The organism is Parendozoicomonas sp. 2304DJ65-17 (assembly GCF_058148445.1).
Genome location: NZ_JBYVJV010000007.1, coordinates 31505 through 48194, shown reverse-complemented (window position 1 = coordinate 48194; position 16690 = coordinate 31505). Strand labels below are relative to the sequence as shown.

Sequence of the window (16690 nt, the reverse complement as noted above, 5' to 3'; positions counted from 1 at the left end):
TATTCATTGGTAGGCAGGGTAATCCGTGTACCCCTTATCCGTGCCGCCATACATTGTGGTTGCATCAACAGTGTTCATCGGAAGATCGTTTTTAATACGCTCGGGTAAATCTGGGTTGGCGATGAATGGGCGACCAAAGCCGAACAAGTCCCCATGGCCAGCCTGAAGAACACGCAGAGCTTTTTCTTTTGTGTATTGGCCTGCAAACAGAATACGGCCACTGAAATGGTCGCGAGCGCCCTGGTAGAAATTCTGTGGCAGATCTGGTGCACCATCCCAGTCTGCTTCAGCAAGGGACAAGTAAGCAATACCGGCATTGTTGAGCAACTTGATTGCTTCAATGTAAGTTTCGAACGGGTTGCTTTCCACAAGTCCCAGATACACACGCACTTCATCAGTGCTTTCAAACAATGGAGCAAAACGCACTCCAACTTTGTCTTTACCGACCACATCAATCACGGCTTCAACGATTTCTTTCAGGAAACGAAGACGATTTTCCAAGTTGCCACCGTATTCATCGGTGCGATTGTTGGAGTGTTCAGAAATAAACTGGTTAACTAGATAACCATTGGCGCAGTGTAATTCAACACCGTCAAAACCAGCTTGCATGGCGTTGCGTGCTGCCTGCGCGTAAAGTTGTACCAGCTCTTTTACTTCATTCGTACTAAGCGCTCTGGGTTCGCTGGCATCGGCAAGAGCGCCTTCGCCAGGAGCAGTTTCAATAAATGTTTTCACTGTGGCATCGGCTTTAATGGCAGATGGTGCAACCGGTGCATCACCATTCGGTTGCAGTGATGTATGAGACACCCGACCTACATGCCAGAGCTGCGCAAAAATAACATTCCCCTCATCGTGTACTGCTTGAGTAACTTTCTTCCAGCCTTCAATTTGCTCTTGAGAGTGAATGCCTGGTGTCCAAGCGTAGCCTTGCCCACGAGGTTCAATCTGCGTGCCCTCTGTGATCATAAAACCTGCACCACATCTTTGGCGGTAATAGTGGGCCATCAGGTCATTAGGAATGTTGCCTGGTTGAGAGCTTCTTGAGCGAGTTAATGGAGGCAGGAAAATTCTATTTTTCAGGGAGTACTGGCCAAGCTTAATGGAATCAAACAATGAATAGTCAGACATAACGGATGTATAAACCTTACGTTCAGGGAGGTGTGATCCCGAAGGCATCGCACTTCAATGGTTTGTGAATAAAGAGAGTTAAGAAACCTGAATTCGTATCAAGGTTCTTTAATCGAAAAAAAGAATGCTGCGTATTTCAATACTTGTTCTTGGTCGTTCACTTGCGGGGCTTGAGGGATCCGTAAATGCACTGTGGGGCACGTATCGCACAGGGTGTGTGCTGTCACTGTCGAAGACTTTAAACAACAGTGCTTCTTTCGTTGTCATACGGGGAAAGTAATACCAGCGGTGTTCTTTGCTATGAGATACAGCATAGATTTGCCCTTCACGATCGGGATAAATCAGTTTGAGAGTGTGGTAATCACTTTCTGAGAAAGTCCGGGCATCACCAATGGCCAGGGGCGATTCTTCTACCGTATGAAAAATCGGTAGCCATATATTTACAAATAGATATCGCTTGCCTGAGAGATCCGGGCGTTTCTGCTTTTCCAGTTCTTCGTTAACGCGATGCACGGCAGACTTTGGGGTGTAATCGTTATGAACTGTCTTTACTGGGGCTCTGCGTTTAGTCGTTTCCGCTCGTCCTTCATTTGAGCGGACGGTGTGATCAAATAATAGAGCGTGCTGTGCGCCGGTTTGCTGTTTTAGAAATGCGATAACCTGAGGGTAAAACTCTTGTTCTACAGAAATATCACTCAGAAAGTCAGTGAAGTCGAAATCAGCGTCTACCAATGCAAAACCGTTGTCAGCCAGTGTGAGAGCATTCTGTAATGGTCTTGCATTATGAACAGCCACCTGCTGTGGAGCCATGCTATCCACCAACTCCTGCCCTCCAGGCCCCATATGAGTCTGGTTGTATACAAGATCACCTTCAGGGCAGACATAGTTCATGGTTGCCATGACAGGTGTATCAGCAATGTCAGAAGCGAAGGTAGTCTTGGCGTGCATAGTCTTGTATCTCAGATGAATAGTACGAATAAGGTCAGGACGCATTGGAAAGATGTGGAGATGATAGGGAGCGCGCCTTAGAATCGGAAACAACTATTCCTTGTGAGAGTTACCAATGTGAGCAGTCTTGGTCGGCTTGATATCAAGCAACTTCGCATATTCCATGCTTTGTTGCAGGAGCGAAATCTTTCCCGGGTTGCCAAACAGGTTGGGCTGAGCCAGCAGGCTGTTAGTGAGCATCTGAAAAAATTAAGGGATGTCTTTGGTGACAGGCTATTTGTCAGGAGTAGTCTTGGGATGGTACCTACTCCTGCTGCTGAACGGCTGGGTAAGAAAATCGCTCGTATTCTGGAAGAGCTTGAAGGGTTGTTGGACCAACCGGAGTTTGTCCCAGCCAGTATTGAGCGGCTTTATACTCTCTGTGCGACAGATTACGCCCAGAGAGTCATCCTTCCACCCTTGCTACACATGCTGCGAGAGCAAGCCCCCAAACTTAAAATTCTCGTGCGCAACTTCGAGGTCGACAATCTCAATGACCTTATGACTGCCGGTGAGATTGATCTGGCATTAACCTTCCCCGGTTTTGTGCCGGAGCATTATCCCTGCCTGACATTGTTTGAAGAACAGCATACCTGTGTTGTGAAGAAAGGTTCGGAACTGGTTAGCAAAAGCCTGACTACGGCTCAGGTAGCGGCGTTACCTCAATTGGTTGTTTCACCGTCGCGGGCCAACCTGCGAGGTTCCCATGACAGCTGGTTTGAAAAGAAGGGGTTCAAACGCAATGTTGTTATGGCGGTACCTTTTTTCTCTGCAGCCGCTGACTGTGTGGCCACGACAGATGTTATTGCTTTTATTCCATCGAAATTACTGCCGGATGATCGCCTTTCACCGTTAGATATTGATGAAATGCCTCCGGGGTTTGATGTGGTTGCGGCCTGGCACAACAGATCAAGTCATGACCCTTTGCACTGCTGGATTTTAGAACTTCTGAAGATAATCTTTCCGCAATCGCGGTGAGGGGAAGGGAAAAACCAGCTTCATTGTACGAGCTGGCTTCAACCTGTGATGAACGATAAAAGCAGAGTGCAGAGAATCCGCGTCAGTCTAAATCGTCGTCATCACGCATACGAGCTTGTCGCTCCTCTTCTTCTGTAATAACAGACTGAATCTCCATTAGCATGGCATCAAGGTCGGCGCTCTCGGTGTTTTCCTCGAACAATCCGGTCAGTGGCGTATCTTCTGTTAACTTGCTCTCTTCAAACAAACTCCAGATCTCTCCGGCGTAACGGCTTTGAAGAAGGTCGGGTGCAAATTGTCCGTAGTATTCGGTGATGTTGAGAACATCACGTTCCAGCATGGATTTTGCGTTGTTGTTGGCAGCTGCATCAACGGCCTGGGGTAAATCAATCACAACGGGGCCATCTGCAGCCTGCAGCACATTAAACTCAGACAGATCACCATGAACCAGTCCTGTGCACAGCATGCGCATAACGTAGGTCATCATCAGAGCATGGTCTGCCCGTGCCTGCTCTGCAGACATGGTGATATCGTTCAGCCGTGGTGCAACGTAGCCATCAACATCAACGACCAGCTCCATTAGTAGAACGCCATCAATACAGTCATAGGGTTTGGGAACCCTGACGCCAGCACTGGCCAGACGGAAGAGGGCATCAACCTCAGCATTCTGCCAGGTTTCTTCCTGCTGTTGGCGGCCAAACTTGGAGCCTTTCTCCATGGCACGGGCACGACGGCTGTTACGAACCTTGCGCCCTTCCTGGTACTTTACGGCTTGCTTGAAACTACGTTTGGCGGCTTCTTTGTAAACCTTGGCACAGCGGATTTCAGATCCACACTGCACAACATAGACATCGGCCTCTTTGCCGCTCATTAATCTGCGTATGACCTCATCTACCAGACCTGCGTCTACCAGGGGTCGTAATCGTTTAGGAATTTTCACGGTGCTTTTTTATCGTATATAGAGGCAATAAAAAAGGGGGACTGTCTGCATTGTTAGGTTGTGGTATCCCTGATTTACTGGATTTGGCAGTTCAAAATAGCGTCTTCCCAGGAATTATCTGTAGAGGCAGAGATAATTTCGATACGACTGTCCAGGCAGTCATCCAGTTCTATCTCAGTCAAAGCATCCCGGGACTTGTTGTAACCGTAAATACCTTCGGACGTTATGAACACAGCTTTCGCTCTTTCAACATCAAGGCCCGTTAACAGAGAAAACAACTTTTTTCGGTCAAAGGTTATTTCGGGAGAAAACTGCCAGCCGCAACTGGAAAAACCTTCGCCTTTATTGTCGGAACGGAGGAAACCTTCGGCTGGAATATCCTGAGTGATATCACTGGTTTCCTGATTGTTAGCGGTTCGGGAATTTTGCAGCAGGTTGCTTTTTTGATTGGAGATATAAGAGCTTTTTCCGTTCAACCACTCAACATCCAGCTCGCCCTGAGATGTAAAGGCAAGTTTATGGTCACCGAGGCCGGATTCGGAAAGATAGTTTGCCAGAGCATCTTTATCTTCAGGTTGATAAAGGTCAGATTTATTACCAACCACTATGTCCGCAATTTCAAGTTGTTGATTAAAGGTTTCATGGTTTGTATAGCGGGAATTCTGTAGGTTGCGGGCATCAACAAGGGTGATAGTGGAATGAAGTGCCAGAACACTTTGATAATGCACGGAACTCAATGTATCCAGTACTTCTTTCGGATGCCCAAGGCCGGTTGGCTCTATAAGCAGGCGGTCTGGTTTAGAAACTTTCAGGAGCATGTTCAGCGCCATCTGCATGGGCAAACCAGACGTGCAGCACATACAGCCGCCTGGTACTTCTCTTATAAATATCCCGTTCTCTTCTGTTTTGGTGCCTTTAAACAAACTGCCATCAATGCCGATTTCACCGAATTCATTCACCAGCACAGCCCAGCGTTCCTGTTCAGGTTTCATCTTCAGCAGATGAAGAATAGCGGTAGTTTTTCCTGCCCCTAAGAAACCTGTAATGATGTTTGTGGGAACTGCCTGGATAATATTCATTAACAACTACTCACCGCCGTTTTGGCTTGTATGGCAAACATGAAAGGTAAATGTTACTGGGTGTTATAATATAACGTTTGCAAAAGAGGAAGCCTGAACCCTTAAACTAAGCCATTCTTCTGCAAAACTTTATGAATTTTCAAGGCAAGTTTCCCCAGTTTGCTGACATCTCCTAACGTTGGTACTTCGCCACTAGCCAGACTCTGGCTGTGTTCATCAAGAGTTTGATCAAGATAATCCAGAAGCTTTTTAGAACAGCCATGGCAGGTTCCCTGACATAACTGAGCTTCAGTTAAATCGAAGGGAATGTTGGTTCTGATTTGTGTAATCAGTTCTGCCATAGCTGTTGAGGTGTTTGGTTTCATAAGATGGCAGATCGATTGAAGTTTATTGCGATTACAATGTGGACAGTAGTGACTATTACCACAATTATTTGAGTTGAGTTTCTACCTTAAAAAAAGTCATTCATATAGTGCATTTCCACGTCCTGCCGGAAAAGGTCAACAAGCCTTCTTTCTTCTTTGGATGTTCGATTAACTTCCAGTATAACTCTTCCATTTGGCAAACCCTGAGCCGCTACACCATAAAAATCTCGGGGCTGTACCGGTTATCTAGGACAGTTTCTTTTTTATTTTGTATTGCTGTTGAGTGCACCAATTATCGCAATTTTGGAAAATGCCAGTTGAGGTAAAGCAAAGATAATGGGGGTCTGGTTGGAAGAGGCTGACCGTCTGGTATTTTTTCCCATTGCTCCCAAGTCAACACTGAGTGGTTTTCAGCATAGTTGCAGTTCTTGAAGTCAAGAACTGTCGTTTCCGGGTGTCGGTTGAATTGAGCTGTAGCTTCCAAGATTTCCTGTTTATGAACCTGGTTCATTGAGTAATCGGTAAGCAAACAGCCGATATAGTGATCCATATCCTCCTCAAAGAATATGAGGTGTTGATGGGGAACACCTTTCAAGCTGGGATTATGAGCACCGAAATGATGGTATCTTCCCCAGTTACTTTTTACCTTGTCCGCAATGCGTGTACATTCATCGCATTGTTTGGTGTAACCAGGTTTTAAGTTCTTACTTTCATATAGGCCAACTATAACTACAGGTGAAGAAGATTCTGTTTCTTCAGGTAAGGGAGGGTTGGCAGAAAAGGTCAGACAACGTAATTCTGGTGCTAGACCGTAACCATTGCGCGGAAAATAGGAAAAATTCAGGAGAGGTTTACTGGTCACATCTTTCCCAGCAAGCTGACCTCGTCCTTTCATGACGGTGTGCACGGTAGAGTGTGTCTGAGTCTGAGCGAGCGTTTTACTCGTTGATTCCATCTGTGTGGTGAACATGGCTTCTCCCCCCGAATATGCCCATATGCTTTTATTATGAGGTTTGGAGAGGGAGGTGGTTCAGTTAGGGTTAGTGAGACTTACTGAAGTGTTTGTAGTCTTGAGGTTCGTTGGGCTCTTTTTGAATCCATATCGTCTCCGGTGTTGCCGACTGCAGCTTGACGCATTAAGTAACAATTAGAATTAACTTCTAAAATATAAGTGGGTAATTATTGCTGTCCGGAGTAAAAAAGGCCCGACAGTTACTCTTTGAAATCTTGAATTGTGTTGCCTTTCCGGCAGATCACGTACCTGAAAAAGTAAGAAATATGTTGGCGAATTTCTCAACTGTTTACCCAGCAGATCATATGTAATCAAAAAATGATCATAAAGCTGGTTGCATGTGGTGAACGCTAACCGGATCGTTATTTGTAATTGAGCTGCTTGTGTAACAAACCGCTGTAAAGTTGGAACAGTCGCAGATGTAGGGAGGTAAGATCAAGCGCAGCTCGAAAGCCCTGATTAAAGAAACCAGGGCTGCTCTGTATCAGGATTCTCCAGCCAGCAGGGTTCCCAGTCCTCTTTGAAGAAGTGCGGCTGTTTGCTGGCCTTCATCACTTTGCAGGTAATTAATCGCTGTTGTAGCAAACTTGCTGACCATTGCTGCGTCTAACCCAAGAGCATCAAATTGTGATTTGAGCTGGGCCAGATCATTTAATGTTTCACCGGCTGAACCTGCTTTTGCTAACCAGCTACCCAGTTGGCTCTCTACACTGTTGGGATCTAACTTTGGAGCTGCATTTAATAACGAAGTCATGTCAGGAATCGACTGGCTAAGCTGTGAAAAGTCATCGTTATTGAGATTTTCTTTAGCAAGCTGGAATAACGCTCCCATACCACCAGTAGCCTGAGTTTCAGAAACACCTAACTGCTGCGTTAAAGCAGGAATAAGGCCTACGGCTATATTCTGGATTGTGCTGGTTGTAACTGTTTCTGTTGCCTTCTGAACCTCAGGAGCAGGACTGGTAGCAGGTGTTGATTCTTTTGTTGGCTCATTACCGAACCAGGAATCCCAGAACGCAGCCTGAGCAGAAGTAGCCACAACAGAAGTGAGAGCTAGAGCGACAAGTGTTTTTTTCATGAGAGAGTATTGTAGTTAGTTTTTCAGATACTGTAACAAGCCGGGCTTTGGATTTAAAACGTTTGGCCTAAGGCTTTGCTCAAAAAACACTCTATATTTATTTCACTATGCCGTGTGATTCTAATGGGGTGAATTATGGTCAGACTAGAGCATGTCAATTTATGTGTGAGAAATCTTGAAGCGACTCTGGATTTCATTCTTACCGCATTTCCTGAATGGCGGGTTCGGGGTAAAGGAGAGAATGTCTGGTATGGCCGTGAGAGACACTGGGTGCATGTGGGTGATGATAATTACTATCTCAGCCTGAATGATAATGCCATTGGCGAGAATCGTGATCTCAAAGGGCATTCAACTGGCCTGGCGCATATTGCATTTGTTGTTGATGATATTGATGCACTTGTAGACAGGCTTGTGGCAAAAGGTTATGACCTTCAGCAGGATTTACGAAAAGATCACCCTTTCCGAAAGAATGTTTATTTCTATGAGCCTGAGGGGTATGAAGTTGAGTTTGTTGAATACCTGAGCGATGTTCCAGCAGAGAAGAACCAATACGGTGATATTGGCACTACAACGGTGACTTTTGCTGATCCATAGGGGAATCGCTTAAAACTACTGGTCAATAACTCCAACATCCCAATAGGGTTGCTCTCTGCCAATTTTGTCGAGAATAAAATCAATAAATACCCGCACCTTGGCAGGAAGATGTTTCCGTTCTGGGAAAACGGCATACATGGTTTGTAACGGCAGCTTGTAGCTGGGTAACACCGGCACAAGTTTGCCTGAACGAATATGCTCACTGGCTGTAAATGTTGTTAATCGCCCGATACCGCATCCCGCCAAAATGCTTGTCATCAGAGCTTCACTGTTATTAACCAAAAAGTTGCCTTTGGGGCGTACCTGAATAGAACCCTCCTTGCCAATTAGTGTCCACTCGTGGGCATTGCTGAAATACACGTAGTGTAAGCAGTTGTGGTCGTAGAGATCGTCGGGAGTGTCTGGTGTGCCGTGGGTTTTTAAATAGTCTGGTGTTGCAACTAACAGGTTGTGGCATGGTGCAATTTTACGGGCAATCAGAGAAGACTCAGCGAGGGTTCCTCCCCGTATAGCAAGATCAAAACCTTCACCAACAATATCGACTATTCGATCCTCCATCACCATATCTATTGTGATGCCGGGGTATTGCTCCAAAAACAACGAAATCAATGGAGCAATATGCATTCGGCCGAATGACATAGGTACCGCAATTTTCAAATAACCTTTTGGTTTTCCCTGCAGTTCTGAAACGGAATCTTCGGCCTCCTGAGCTGCGGCAAGGGCATCAACGGCTTTGGAAAAGTAACGTTCACCAGCTTCGGTCAAACTGAGCTTTCTGGTGGAACGGTGTAACAGTTGCGCACCCAGATGTTCTTCCAGTTGGGTAACCCTTTTACTGACGGCAGACTTGGATAGCCCCAGATTGCGGGCTGCCGCTGCAAAACCATTGTTTTCAACGACGGCAACGAAAACAACAAGAGCACCCAGATGATTCATGATTGTTCTCTTTTTCTCACCAGTAAGTTTCCAATATGCAGGATTATCGTGAAATGGGAAACACACTATAGTGTTTTTACACGTCGCGAGATTCAGAAAAGGAGGCGTTATGGTCAGGCTGGAGCATGCCAATCTGAGTGTACGGAATATAGATAAAGCGCTGGATTTCATTCTTACCGCATTCCCTGAGTGGCGAGTTCGGGGAAAGGGAGAGAATATCTGGTATGGCAGTGAACGACGCTGGCTGCATGTTGGCGATGAAAATTATTATCTCAGTTTGAACGACAATGCTGTTGGTGATAATCGTGATCTGAAAGGGCATACGCCCGGGTTAGCGCATTTGGCATTTGTTGTTGATGATGTGGATGCTTTGGTAGCCAGGTTGACCGCAAAAGGTTATTCCATTCGGGTTGATATGCGCGAGTCTCACGCTTTTCGCAAGATTGCTTATTTTATTGATCCGGAAGGTTTTGAGTTCGAATTCATTGAATATCTCAGTGATATCTCCGCTGAGAGAAACAGCTACGAGAATATTGGAACGACCACAGTCGCTTTTGCAGATCCATAAAACTGCGCTCACTCTTATAAATATCATTAACAAGGTTTAAACAATGCAAGTTGATACTGTTTCTACTGAAAATGCGAAAGCATTAATTCAGAGCCTCTACATGGCTGTTGATAATCTGGATACCCATGCTGTTGGCAGCTTTTTGGACGACAATGTGAGCTTTCAGCTGGGAAATTATGAGGCGATTACCGGGCGAAATTCTGTCATCGAAGCTAACAGCCAGTTCTTTGCAACGATTGCAGGCATGAAACACACAATCAGTAATGTCTGGGCTGTTGGAAACACAGTGATATGTGCAGGAAGTGTTCATTACACACGGTTTGATAGCAGCACACTTGAGATTCCGTTCTCGGCTGTTTTTGAGCTCGAATCGTCGCTGATAAAAAACTATCAGGTCTATGTGGATATTTCACCACTGTGAGGTGGAGGTAATGACAACACGATCAGTTGTGTTCACGACCAAGGGGCAACCAACGATGGATGGTGCGGGTGTAAAGCTCACCCGTATTATCGGAACACCTCAATTGGATATGCTTGATCCGTTCCTGCTGCTCGACTGTTTTGAGTCGGATAACCCTGATGATTATATTTCAGGATTTCCCTCTCATCCTCACAGAGGTTTCGAAACTGTCACTTATTTGTTGAATGGACGTATGCGCCATAAAGACAGTGTGGGAAATGAAGGGGTTATCGAACCCGGAGGCATTCAATGGATGACTGCAGGCAAGGGGGTAGTTCACTCAGAAATGCCAGAGCAGGAAGATGGTTTGCTCAAGGGTTTTCAGCTTTGGGTGAACCTGCCAGCCAGCAAAAAAATGTGTATGCCGGGGTATCAGGAATTTCCGGCAGATAAGATCGCTGTAGAAACAAGAGCTGAAGGTACACAGATTAGAGTGATTGCCGGTGCTACAGATCATGGAACCAAAGGTGTGGTAAAAGAGAGCCCGGGTGATCCATTTTACTTTGATGTGCAACTTCCGGCAGAACAAAGTTTTCGGCAATCTTTGCCCGAGTACCATAACAGTTTTGTGTATGTGGTCGATGGTGAGTTTGAGATCGAACAGCAGGTGTTGAAAGCGGGAACTTTGGCTGTGCTTTCCTCAGGAAGTGAGATTGAACTGAGCGCACGTAAAAACAGTCGCTTCCTGTTTCTGGCGGGTAAACCATTGAACGAACCGGTTGTTCGTTATGGACCGTTTGTGATGAATACCCGAGAACAAGTTCTGCAAGCTTTCAATGATTTTCAAAATAAAGGCAGGTGATCTATGGGATTACTAGTACAAGGTCAGTGGCAGGATGAGTGGTACAACACCAGCAAGACTCAAGGTAAGTTTGAGCGTGAATCTTCCAGCTTTCGTAACTGGATAACGCCGGATGGCAGTGTTGGCCCAACAGGTTCTGATGGCTTTAAAGCAGAAACTGATCGTTATCACCTGTATATCTCACTGGCGTGCCCCTGGGCCCATCGCACTATGATATTCAGGGCGTTAAAAGGGCTTGAGGAGATGATCACGATCTCTGTTGTGAATGCCTACATGGGAAATCGAGGCTGGTCGTTTGTCAGCGATCAGGAACCAGGAGAGCGGTTTAATAGTGATGTTATTCCTGATGATGTGAATGGCGCAGATTATTTGTATCAGGTTTATACCCTGGCTGATCCGGAATATACCGGCCGGGTAACTGTTCCTGTGTTGTGGGATAAAAGGAATCAAACAATCGTTAATAATGAGTCAGCTGAAATTATCAGGATGATGAATTCGGCATTCGATCATTTAGGAACTCGTCCAGGGGACTATTATCCTCCTGAACTTCAGAATGATATTGATACGCTGAATGATTTTATTTATTCCAATGTGAACAACGGTGTTTATCGCGCAGGTTTTGCTACAACCCAACAGGCTTATGATGAAGCGGTACATGGGCTTTTCTCTGCGATGGATGTACTCGAAGAAAAGTTGTCAAAGCATCGCTACTTAACCGGTAATCAAATCACAGAAGCAGACTGGCGATTGTTTACCACGTTAGTGAGATTCGATGCTGTTTATGTTGGGCACTTCAAGTGTAATAAAAAACGGTTGGTTGATTATCCAAACCTGTGGGGATATGTGCGCGAGCTGTATCAAGTGCCTGGCATTGCGCAGACAGTGAACATTAACAACATTAAAGCTCACTACTACGCGAGTCATGGTACGATCAATCCCACCGGGATTATTCCTGCAGGCCCTGAGATTGATTTTGACGCTGACCATCAGCGTGGAAACATACAGTAGTTCTCTATAGGGAGAATTTTTCAGCATTAGAGTATGTCGATGTAATGGCAAAGAATACGAATAAAAAAAGGTCATCTGCTGTTTGGGGCAGTTTCATTTTTGGTGGGATCTTCGCAGCCGCAGGCGTAATGGCCTTTGTTGGCATACTCACTTCTGAACTATCCAAATACGATACAGACTGGGTTGGTGTCTCTACTGGCTTTCTGTTTCTGGTTATTTTTGGTGGTGCTGGTGTAGGAATCATTCGCTGGGCACTGAAGCAACCATCATTGGATGACCTGATAAATATGGCGAAGGGTGAAGGTCTTCCCAGTCAGGAGAAAGGCGTTCACAGCATTTTCTATATTGTTGCGAAAGTTCTGATGATTGTGGCCGTTCCAATTATCGTGGCCGGACTTGTTGAAGGAAAAACAGGTGTGCTGGGAATGCTGGTGTTTGTGCTTGCTGCAGGTGCTTTTTATCTGGCAGGGAGAAGCAAACAAAAACAGTATGAAAGTATTGGCCCTACACGTTTGTTACTTGATCCTGCGCCGGGTTGTATTGGTGGCCAGATCGGTGGGCATTTTGTACTGAATCATCCTCCAAAAGGTAATCAGTTAAAAATTCGATTGAGCTGTTTACATACCTACAGCACTGGCAGTGGTGATAACAGATCAACTCATACCAGTGTGCTGTATCAAGATGAAACACAGGCCTGGATAGAACCTTATGGTAGCAGCCATAAAGTGCACTTCGTGTTTGATCTTTCAAAAGGCTTACCGGATCACCTGCCAGAAACAGACAGCGATAAAAAGAAAGGAACGATAAGCTGGGAAATACAATGTACGGGGATGATTACAACTTCCAATATTGTACCCGGTACAAATGTAAAAGCTGTTGCTGAACTCAAACGTAGCTGGGCTATTCCGGTCGTTCATGGTCAGGAAACTGCACAAACAGCAATACCAGACGAACATCTTGAGGAAGTGAAAGAAACTGTTGAAAAGGCTGCTAAAGAAAGCGCGTCTCAACAGATAGATATTCAAAGTTCTGATGAAGGGTTGCACCTGGTCAGCACACAAGGCCGCAACCGGGGAATGTGGGGTTTCCTTGGAGCTTTTGGTGTTGGAGCCGTAGCTATTGGCTTGTTTCTTACCAGACTGGCGATGCAGGGAGAAGTGCTCTGGATTATGCCGTTGGTGTTTCTTGGTGTCGGGTTGTACATGTTGTGGGGAGCAATTTTTCTGGCTGGGCGAGAGCTGGAGACTCGTATTACCCGTTCGGGCACCAATCAATGTCAGGTAAATACCCTGCGTAGTTTATTCGGCAGACAACTTTACCAGCGTAAAGGCATTTTAAGTTCTAAAGATCAGTTAACCCTGAAAACCACTATGAGTGCCCAGGATCAGCAACGAAATAAAACTGAGTACATGGCCGTGTTTGCGATGATGGGCGGGCGAAAAGTAAAACTGGTTGAAGGTATTGAAGGACGCCGGGCAGGTGAAGCGATGATGAAAACTATCTCAGACTATTTAGATTCCTAGAACTCTCTACCCTTCACCTCATAGTTTGTAAGCCCTACAGGTGAAGAGGCCGTCACTCGGATGTGGTGGCCTCGGCTTCCAGCTTAGCCCGCTCTGCCTTACTGATGTACCTCTCCTTATTTTTGGGAGCTTGCTTGGCTTTAGCCTTTTTGGCTCGAGCCTTGAGTATTTGATTGCCTTTTTTACGACGGTTCATTGATGACTGCTCATTTTGTAAATGAATACATGTTAGCAGTTTGGTTTGTGGAGCTGAATGAGTATAACCGGGGGTTGGTTGGAGTGGGTAAAGTCAGCCAGAAACCTCCTATAGGTTCGGTGACTAGAATGATAATTGTGAAGAATTAAAAAACTGCTGGATGCTATTTAGAAGTATCTAAAGACGTCACAAACTATAAGCGTGGAGGAGTTCGCCACTCCGTTTTCTTTATCTGCCTCACATGTCTTTACATTTATTTATGTGTCATTAGCTGCTCTTATAATGATAAAAATCAATGCAAGGGCTCAATAAAGTATTGGGCAGCTGACGTTGGGTTGACACCTCATAGTTGCAAGACTAGAACACACTCCTTCCCTTTAAGCTTGGCAAAGACCAGAGATTTTTTAGCGCGAGGTCAAAAAGCCAGGCACACCGAAAGCATTATCTCAAACAGGAGAATATCGGTATGAGCGGCATAATTATCAAAAATTCCAGAAACACGGAAAATGCCCCACTAAGTTCTGATTCCACACAAACGGTGGCATTTTCCCACTACAACAACATTTCAGCTCAACTGCCTGTAAGCGTTGCAACTGGTACGCTTGTTGCTGGTGGTTTGAAAGAACAGGCTAAACAGTGCCTGGAAAACATTAAAACTATCGTAGAAAGCGTCGGCCACATCATGGCTGATGTTGTTAAGATCAATGTGTTCCTGACCGACATTGCTGACCTGGCTGCGGTAGAAGAAGTATATGCAACCTTCTTCCAGGGCTATCCACCAGTACGTACCGCTCTTGCAGTTGAAGCATTGCCTATGGAAGGTGCACTGGTACAAATGGATGCGTTGATTTCCAACGGTGAAGGTACTCACCCACAAGCTCCCTGTGCTCTGGTTAAAGTGGCACGTAACACTGCGAATGCGCCTCAAAGCCCATTCTCCACTCAGACTGTTGCTTTCTCCCACTACAACAATATTTCCGCCCAACTCCCTGTTGATCCAAAGACTGGCAACATCGTAGCCGGTGGTGTTGCAGAGCAGGCAAGACAATGTCTCAAGAACATCAAAGCCATTATGGAAAGCATTGATGCTCCTTTTGACGATATCGTGAAAGTGGGAATCTCTGTTAGAAACCCTGCTGACATTGATGCAGTAAATGAAGTGTATAAAACCTTCTTCCCGGATTCCGCCATTGCTCGCACTGTTGGTTATGTTCCTGCACGTTCAATCGTAGCGGCTTCCGGCCTGCCGATGGATGCTCTGGTGCAAATGGATGCGGTTGTTTCCCACGGTGATGGTACTCCTCCACAGGAGGTTGAAGATCGTCACGGCATCGTGATCAAAGCAAACAACACTGGTAATGCGCCTAAGAGCGAGCTGCATACTCAAACAGTTGCTTTCTCTCACTACAACCATATTGCTGCCCAGCTTCCTCTGGATGCGTATACCAGCCAGATAGTGGGTGCCAGTGCCAAAGATCAGGCAGAACAATGTTTGAAGAATATTCAGGCCATTGTTGAGAGCATCGGCCACGTTATGGATGACGCCGTTAAGATCAATATTCAGCTGAAGAACATTGCTGATCTGGATGCTGTAAATGAGATTTACCCAACCTTCTTCAAGGGTGACATGCCAGCAAGAACTGTTATTGGTGTTTCTGATATTCCTATGGATGCGCTGGTGCAGATTGATGCCGTTATCTCTAACGCTGAAGGTACACCTCCAGAAGCTTAATCGGTATTAAATCGCCGGTATCTAGCACTAATAAAGGCCTGGTAGTTTTTCTATCAGGCCTTTTTATTTGTTGATTCTTCACTGGTTTGGATTACACCTGTGGTGCTCCTTGGTTTTGGAGGCTATATGCCTGATTTTTCCGCTATTAAAATGTGAGTCGAAGCCTCTGCCCTTCATTCCACTTATATCGAGTTCAAAAAGGAGGGGAACTTTTGCTGGCTTTTCTTATCAATGTCCCGAGGGATAGGGGTATCGCAAATTTTGATGAGGAATATAAAAATGAATATTAGTGGATTGGTTTCAGGGAAATTCAGCATTACCGGAAAAGGGAAGTTAAAGGCTACGGCAAAGGCAGATAGCGCTGTTGTATTACCTACAGCCGGTGGAGCAACAGGTGGTTTGGCTCTGTTTTTAGGGCGCACTCTGAGAATTATTCCAAGAGCTCGTGTTGGTCTGATGTTGCCAGCTTTGGGTGCTCTGATTGGTGGATATGCTGCAACTCAGTTTCCTGGCAGCTTTGAGATTCAAGCGAGACATAACCCGCCAAAGCAGATTAAGTAATAGCGTTACTACCCTGTGTAGAACAATAAGAAGAACTGGAAAAGTCAGCCATAACGAAAAAAGCCTCGAAGCGTAAGCTTCGAGGCTTTTAAATATGGTGCCTAGGGACAGAATCGAACTGCCGACACGCGGATTTTCAATCCGCTGCTCTACCAACTGAGCTACCCAGGCTTGGGCTTTCTTGTCGTGGTGTCTCGTAGGGAGAAATGGTGCCTAGGGACAGAATCGAACTGCCGACACGCGGATTTTCAATCCGCTGCTCTACCAACTGAGCTACCCAGGCACTGCGACAAGTGCGGGCGTATTAAACTGTTTTCGTTTTAAAGAGTCAACACCCGCACCAGAGTTTTGCTGCATCATAGCCTGCTTCGAGGGAAATGTTTCGGTTTTCCCTATAAATCAGCAGGTTATTTGAATATCAGGGCTACTTGGATTCGGGAACGTAACCATCTGCCTTATCGTAGTCGTCCCCTTTGAAGAACTTGTCCATCTGCTCGTGCAGGTATTTACGGGACTCAGGGTCAATCATGCTGAGCTGCTTTTCATTAATCAGGCGGGTCTGATGGTCCGTCCACATCTTCCAGGCTTCCTGGCAGACATTCTCATAGACCCACATACCCTTAGGGCCGGGCATCGGGGGAACAGTCAGGCCAAGTGCTTCTTTCTTCAGTTTGATGCAATTGACTGTGCGGGACATGGCACTACTCCAATTCGATCTATGACAATGTATTTAAACCCCTGAA

General features: G+C 45.8%; 19 protein-coding genes and 2 tRNA genes. 9 read left to right on the top strand and 12 right to left on the bottom strand.

Features of this window, described 5'->3' with window-relative positions; genetic code table 11:
* Window positions 1-3: 3 nt before the first annotated feature.
* Window positions 4-1128 carry an alkene reductase gene (locus ACY2RR_RS17030; protein ID WP_490109373.1) on the bottom strand — a complete coding sequence of 375 codons (1125 nt, stop codon included), beginning with the start codon at window positions 1126-1128 and terminating at the stop codon, window positions 4-6.
* A 108-nt stretch (window positions 1129-1236) separates the two neighbouring features.
* The gene (locus tag ACY2RR_RS17025; RefSeq protein ID WP_490109372.1) at window positions 1237-2121 is read right to left on the bottom strand and encodes a CmcJ/NvfI family oxidoreductase; all 885 of its coding nucleotides are present in this window, start codon (window positions 2119-2121) and stop codon (window positions 1237-1239) included.
* Between the two features lie 72 nt (window positions 2122-2193).
* Between ACY2RR_RS17025 and ACY2RR_RS17020 the strand changes: the two genes are divergently transcribed.
* Window positions 2194-3093 (top strand): LysR family transcriptional regulator, encoded by a 900-nt coding sequence (locus tag ACY2RR_RS17020; protein ID WP_490109371.1) that lies wholly within the window; start codon window positions 2194-2196, stop codon window positions 3091-3093.
* A gap of 82 nt (window positions 3094-3175) precedes the next feature.
* Here ACY2RR_RS17020 and ACY2RR_RS17015 read toward each other — a convergent pair whose 3' ends face one another.
* The 5 genes from ACY2RR_RS17015 to ACY2RR_RS16995 form a co-directional block, all read right to left on the bottom strand.
* The gene (locus tag ACY2RR_RS17015; protein ID WP_490109370.1) at window positions 3176-4033 is read right to left on the bottom strand and encodes a PA4780 family RIO1-like protein kinase; all 858 of its coding nucleotides are present in this window, start codon (window positions 4031-4033) and stop codon (window positions 3176-3178) included.
* A gap of 74 nt (window positions 4034-4107) precedes the next feature.
* Window positions 4108-5112, bottom strand: coding sequence for a CobW family GTP-binding protein (locus ACY2RR_RS17010; protein ID WP_490109369.1), 1005 nt, complete (start codon window positions 5110-5112; stop codon window positions 4108-4110).
* A gap of 101 nt (window positions 5113-5213) precedes the next feature.
* On the bottom strand, window positions 5214-5477 hold the full coding sequence (locus tag ACY2RR_RS17005) for a hypothetical protein (RefSeq protein WP_490109368.1): 264 nt from the start codon (window positions 5475-5477) through the stop codon (window positions 5214-5216).
* 292 nt (window positions 5478-5769) lie between these two features.
* A complete protein-coding gene (locus ACY2RR_RS17000; RefSeq protein WP_490109367.1) occupies window positions 5770-6447 on the bottom strand; it encodes a hypothetical protein in 678 nt (225 codons plus the stop codon).
* A 526-nt stretch (window positions 6448-6973) separates the two neighbouring features.
* Window positions 6974-7567, bottom strand: a complete 594-nt coding sequence (locus ACY2RR_RS16995; RefSeq protein ID WP_490109366.1) for a DUF2780 domain-containing protein — start codon at window positions 7565-7567, stop codon at window positions 6974-6976.
* 135 nt (window positions 7568-7702) lie between these two features.
* Here ACY2RR_RS16995 and ACY2RR_RS16990 point away from each other — a divergent pair, with 135 nt between their 5' ends.
* Entirely contained in the window at window positions 7703-8161 is a 459-nt protein-coding gene (locus ACY2RR_RS16990) for a VOC family protein (RefSeq protein ID WP_490109365.1), read from the top strand.
* Window positions 8162-8176: 15 nt separating this feature from the next.
* Here ACY2RR_RS16990 and ACY2RR_RS16985 read toward each other — a convergent pair whose 3' ends face one another.
* Entirely contained in the window at window positions 8177-9097 is a 921-nt protein-coding gene (locus ACY2RR_RS16985) for a LysR family transcriptional regulator (RefSeq protein WP_490109364.1), read from the bottom strand.
* A gap of 109 nt (window positions 9098-9206) precedes the next feature.
* On the opposite strand from ACY2RR_RS16985, the gene ACY2RR_RS16980 reads away from it, so the two are divergent.
* The 5 genes from ACY2RR_RS16980 (at window position 9207) to ACY2RR_RS16960 (ending at window position 13458) form a co-directional block, all read left to right on the top strand.
* Window positions 9207-9665, top strand: a complete 459-nt coding sequence (locus ACY2RR_RS16980) for a VOC family protein (RefSeq protein ID WP_490109363.1) — start codon at window positions 9207-9209, stop codon at window positions 9663-9665.
* A gap of 43 nt (window positions 9666-9708) precedes the next feature.
* On the top strand, window positions 9709-10086 hold the full coding sequence (locus tag ACY2RR_RS16975; RefSeq protein ID WP_490109362.1) for a nuclear transport factor 2 family protein: 378 nt from the start codon (window positions 9709-9711) through the stop codon (window positions 10084-10086).
* Window positions 10087-10096: 10 nt separating this feature from the next.
* The gene (locus ACY2RR_RS16970) at window positions 10097-10927 is read left to right on the top strand and encodes a pirin family protein (protein ID WP_490109361.1); all 831 of its coding nucleotides are present in this window, start codon (window positions 10097-10099) and stop codon (window positions 10925-10927) included.
* A 3-nt stretch (window positions 10928-10930) separates the two neighbouring features.
* The gene (locus ACY2RR_RS16965; protein WP_490109360.1) at window positions 10931-11935 is read left to right on the top strand and encodes a glutathione S-transferase family protein; all 1005 of its coding nucleotides are present in this window, start codon (window positions 10931-10933) and stop codon (window positions 11933-11935) included.
* Between the two features lie 128 nt (window positions 11936-12063).
* The gene (locus ACY2RR_RS16960; RefSeq protein ID WP_490109359.1) at window positions 12064-13458 is read left to right on the top strand and encodes a hypothetical protein; all 1395 of its coding nucleotides are present in this window, start codon (window positions 12064-12066) and stop codon (window positions 13456-13458) included.
* A 52-nt stretch (window positions 13459-13510) separates the two neighbouring features.
* Here the strand turns inward: ACY2RR_RS16960 and ACY2RR_RS16955 are convergent, their stop codons facing one another.
* Complete coding sequence (locus ACY2RR_RS16955) at window positions 13511-13654, bottom strand: DUF2986 domain-containing protein (protein WP_490109358.1); 144 nt, start codon at window positions 13652-13654, stop codon at window positions 13511-13513.
* A 466-nt stretch (window positions 13655-14120) separates the two neighbouring features.
* Between ACY2RR_RS16955 and ACY2RR_RS16950 the strand changes: the two genes are divergently transcribed.
* Together ACY2RR_RS16950 and ACY2RR_RS16945 are read left to right on the top strand one after the other, a co-directional pair.
* Entirely contained in the window at window positions 14121-15386 is a 1266-nt protein-coding gene (locus ACY2RR_RS16950; RefSeq protein WP_490109357.1) for a RidA family protein, read from the top strand.
* Window positions 15387-15665: 279 nt separating this feature from the next.
* Window positions 15666-15947: a hypothetical protein gene (locus ACY2RR_RS16945; RefSeq protein ID WP_490109356.1), complete on the top strand. Its 282-nt coding sequence runs from the start codon at window positions 15666-15668 to the stop codon at window positions 15945-15947.
* A gap of 95 nt (window positions 15948-16042) precedes the next feature.
* Here the strand turns inward: ACY2RR_RS16945 and ACY2RR_RS16940 are convergent.
* The 3 genes from ACY2RR_RS16940 to ACY2RR_RS16930 all read right to left on the bottom strand — a co-directional run bounded on the left by ACY2RR_RS16940 (window position 16043) and on the right by ACY2RR_RS16930 (window position 16644).
* Window positions 16043-16118: transfer RNA gene (locus ACY2RR_RS16940), tRNA-Phe, on the bottom strand.
* A gap of 36 nt (window positions 16119-16154) precedes the next feature.
* Window positions 16155-16230: transfer RNA gene (locus ACY2RR_RS16935), tRNA-Phe, on the bottom strand.
* Window positions 16231-16371: 141 nt separating this feature from the next.
* The gene (locus ACY2RR_RS16930; RefSeq protein WP_490109355.1) at window positions 16372-16644 is read right to left on the bottom strand and encodes an oxidative damage protection protein; all 273 of its coding nucleotides are present in this window, start codon (window positions 16642-16644) and stop codon (window positions 16372-16374) included.
* Window positions 16645-16690: the final 46 nt, after the last annotated feature.

Bases quoted from the DNA above. Each gene is read 5' to 3' on its own strand.
- ACY2RR_RS17030 (WP_490109373.1), bottom strand. From the start codon at position 1,128: ATGTCTGACTATTCATTGTTTGATTCCATTAAGCTTGGCCAGTACTCC.
- ACY2RR_RS17025 (WP_490109372.1), bottom strand. From the start codon at position 2,121: ATGCGTCCTGACCTTATTCGTACTATTCATCTGAGATACAAGACTATG.
- ACY2RR_RS17010 (WP_490109369.1), bottom strand. From the start codon at position 5,112: ATGAATATTATCCAGGCAGTTCCCACAAACATCATTACAGGTTTCTTA.
- ACY2RR_RS17005 (WP_490109368.1), bottom strand. From the start codon at position 5,477: ATGAAACCAAACACCTCAACAGCTATGGCAGAACTGATTACACAAATC.
- ACY2RR_RS17000 (WP_490109367.1), bottom strand. From the start codon at position 6,447: ATGTTCACCACACAGATGGAATCAACGAGTAAAACGCTCGCTCAGACT.
- ACY2RR_RS16995 (WP_490109366.1), bottom strand. From the start codon at position 7,567: ATGAAAAAAACACTTGTCGCTCTAGCTCTCACTTCTGTTGTGGCTACT.
- ACY2RR_RS16990 (WP_490109365.1), top strand. From the start codon at position 7,703: ATGGTCAGACTAGAGCATGTCAATTTATGTGTGAGAAATCTTGAAGCG.
- ACY2RR_RS16985 (WP_490109364.1), bottom strand. From the start codon at position 9,097: ATGAATCATCTGGGTGCTCTTGTTGTTTTCGTTGCCGTCGTTGAAAAC.
- ACY2RR_RS16980 (WP_490109363.1), top strand. From the start codon at position 9,207: ATGGTCAGGCTGGAGCATGCCAATCTGAGTGTACGGAATATAGATAAA.
- ACY2RR_RS16975 (WP_490109362.1), top strand. From the start codon at position 9,709: ATGCAAGTTGATACTGTTTCTACTGAAAATGCGAAAGCATTAATTCAG.
- ACY2RR_RS16970 (WP_490109361.1), top strand. From the start codon at position 10,097: ATGACAACACGATCAGTTGTGTTCACGACCAAGGGGCAACCAACGATG.
- ACY2RR_RS16965 (WP_490109360.1), top strand. From the start codon at position 10,931: ATGGGATTACTAGTACAAGGTCAGTGGCAGGATGAGTGGTACAACACC.
- ACY2RR_RS16960 (WP_490109359.1), top strand. From the start codon at position 12,064: ATGGCCTTTGTTGGCATACTCACTTCTGAACTATCCAAATACGATACA.
- ACY2RR_RS16955 (WP_490109358.1), bottom strand. From the start codon at position 13,654: ATGAACCGTCGTAAAAAAGGCAATCAAATACTCAAGGCTCGAGCCAAA.
- ACY2RR_RS16950 (WP_490109357.1), top strand. From the start codon at position 14,121: ATGAGCGGCATAATTATCAAAAATTCCAGAAACACGGAAAATGCCCCA.
- ACY2RR_RS16945 (WP_490109356.1), top strand. From the start codon at position 15,666: ATGAATATTAGTGGATTGGTTTCAGGGAAATTCAGCATTACCGGAAAA.
- ACY2RR_RS16930 (WP_490109355.1), bottom strand. From the start codon at position 16,644: ATGTCCCGCACAGTCAATTGCATCAAACTGAAGAAAGAAGCACTTGGC.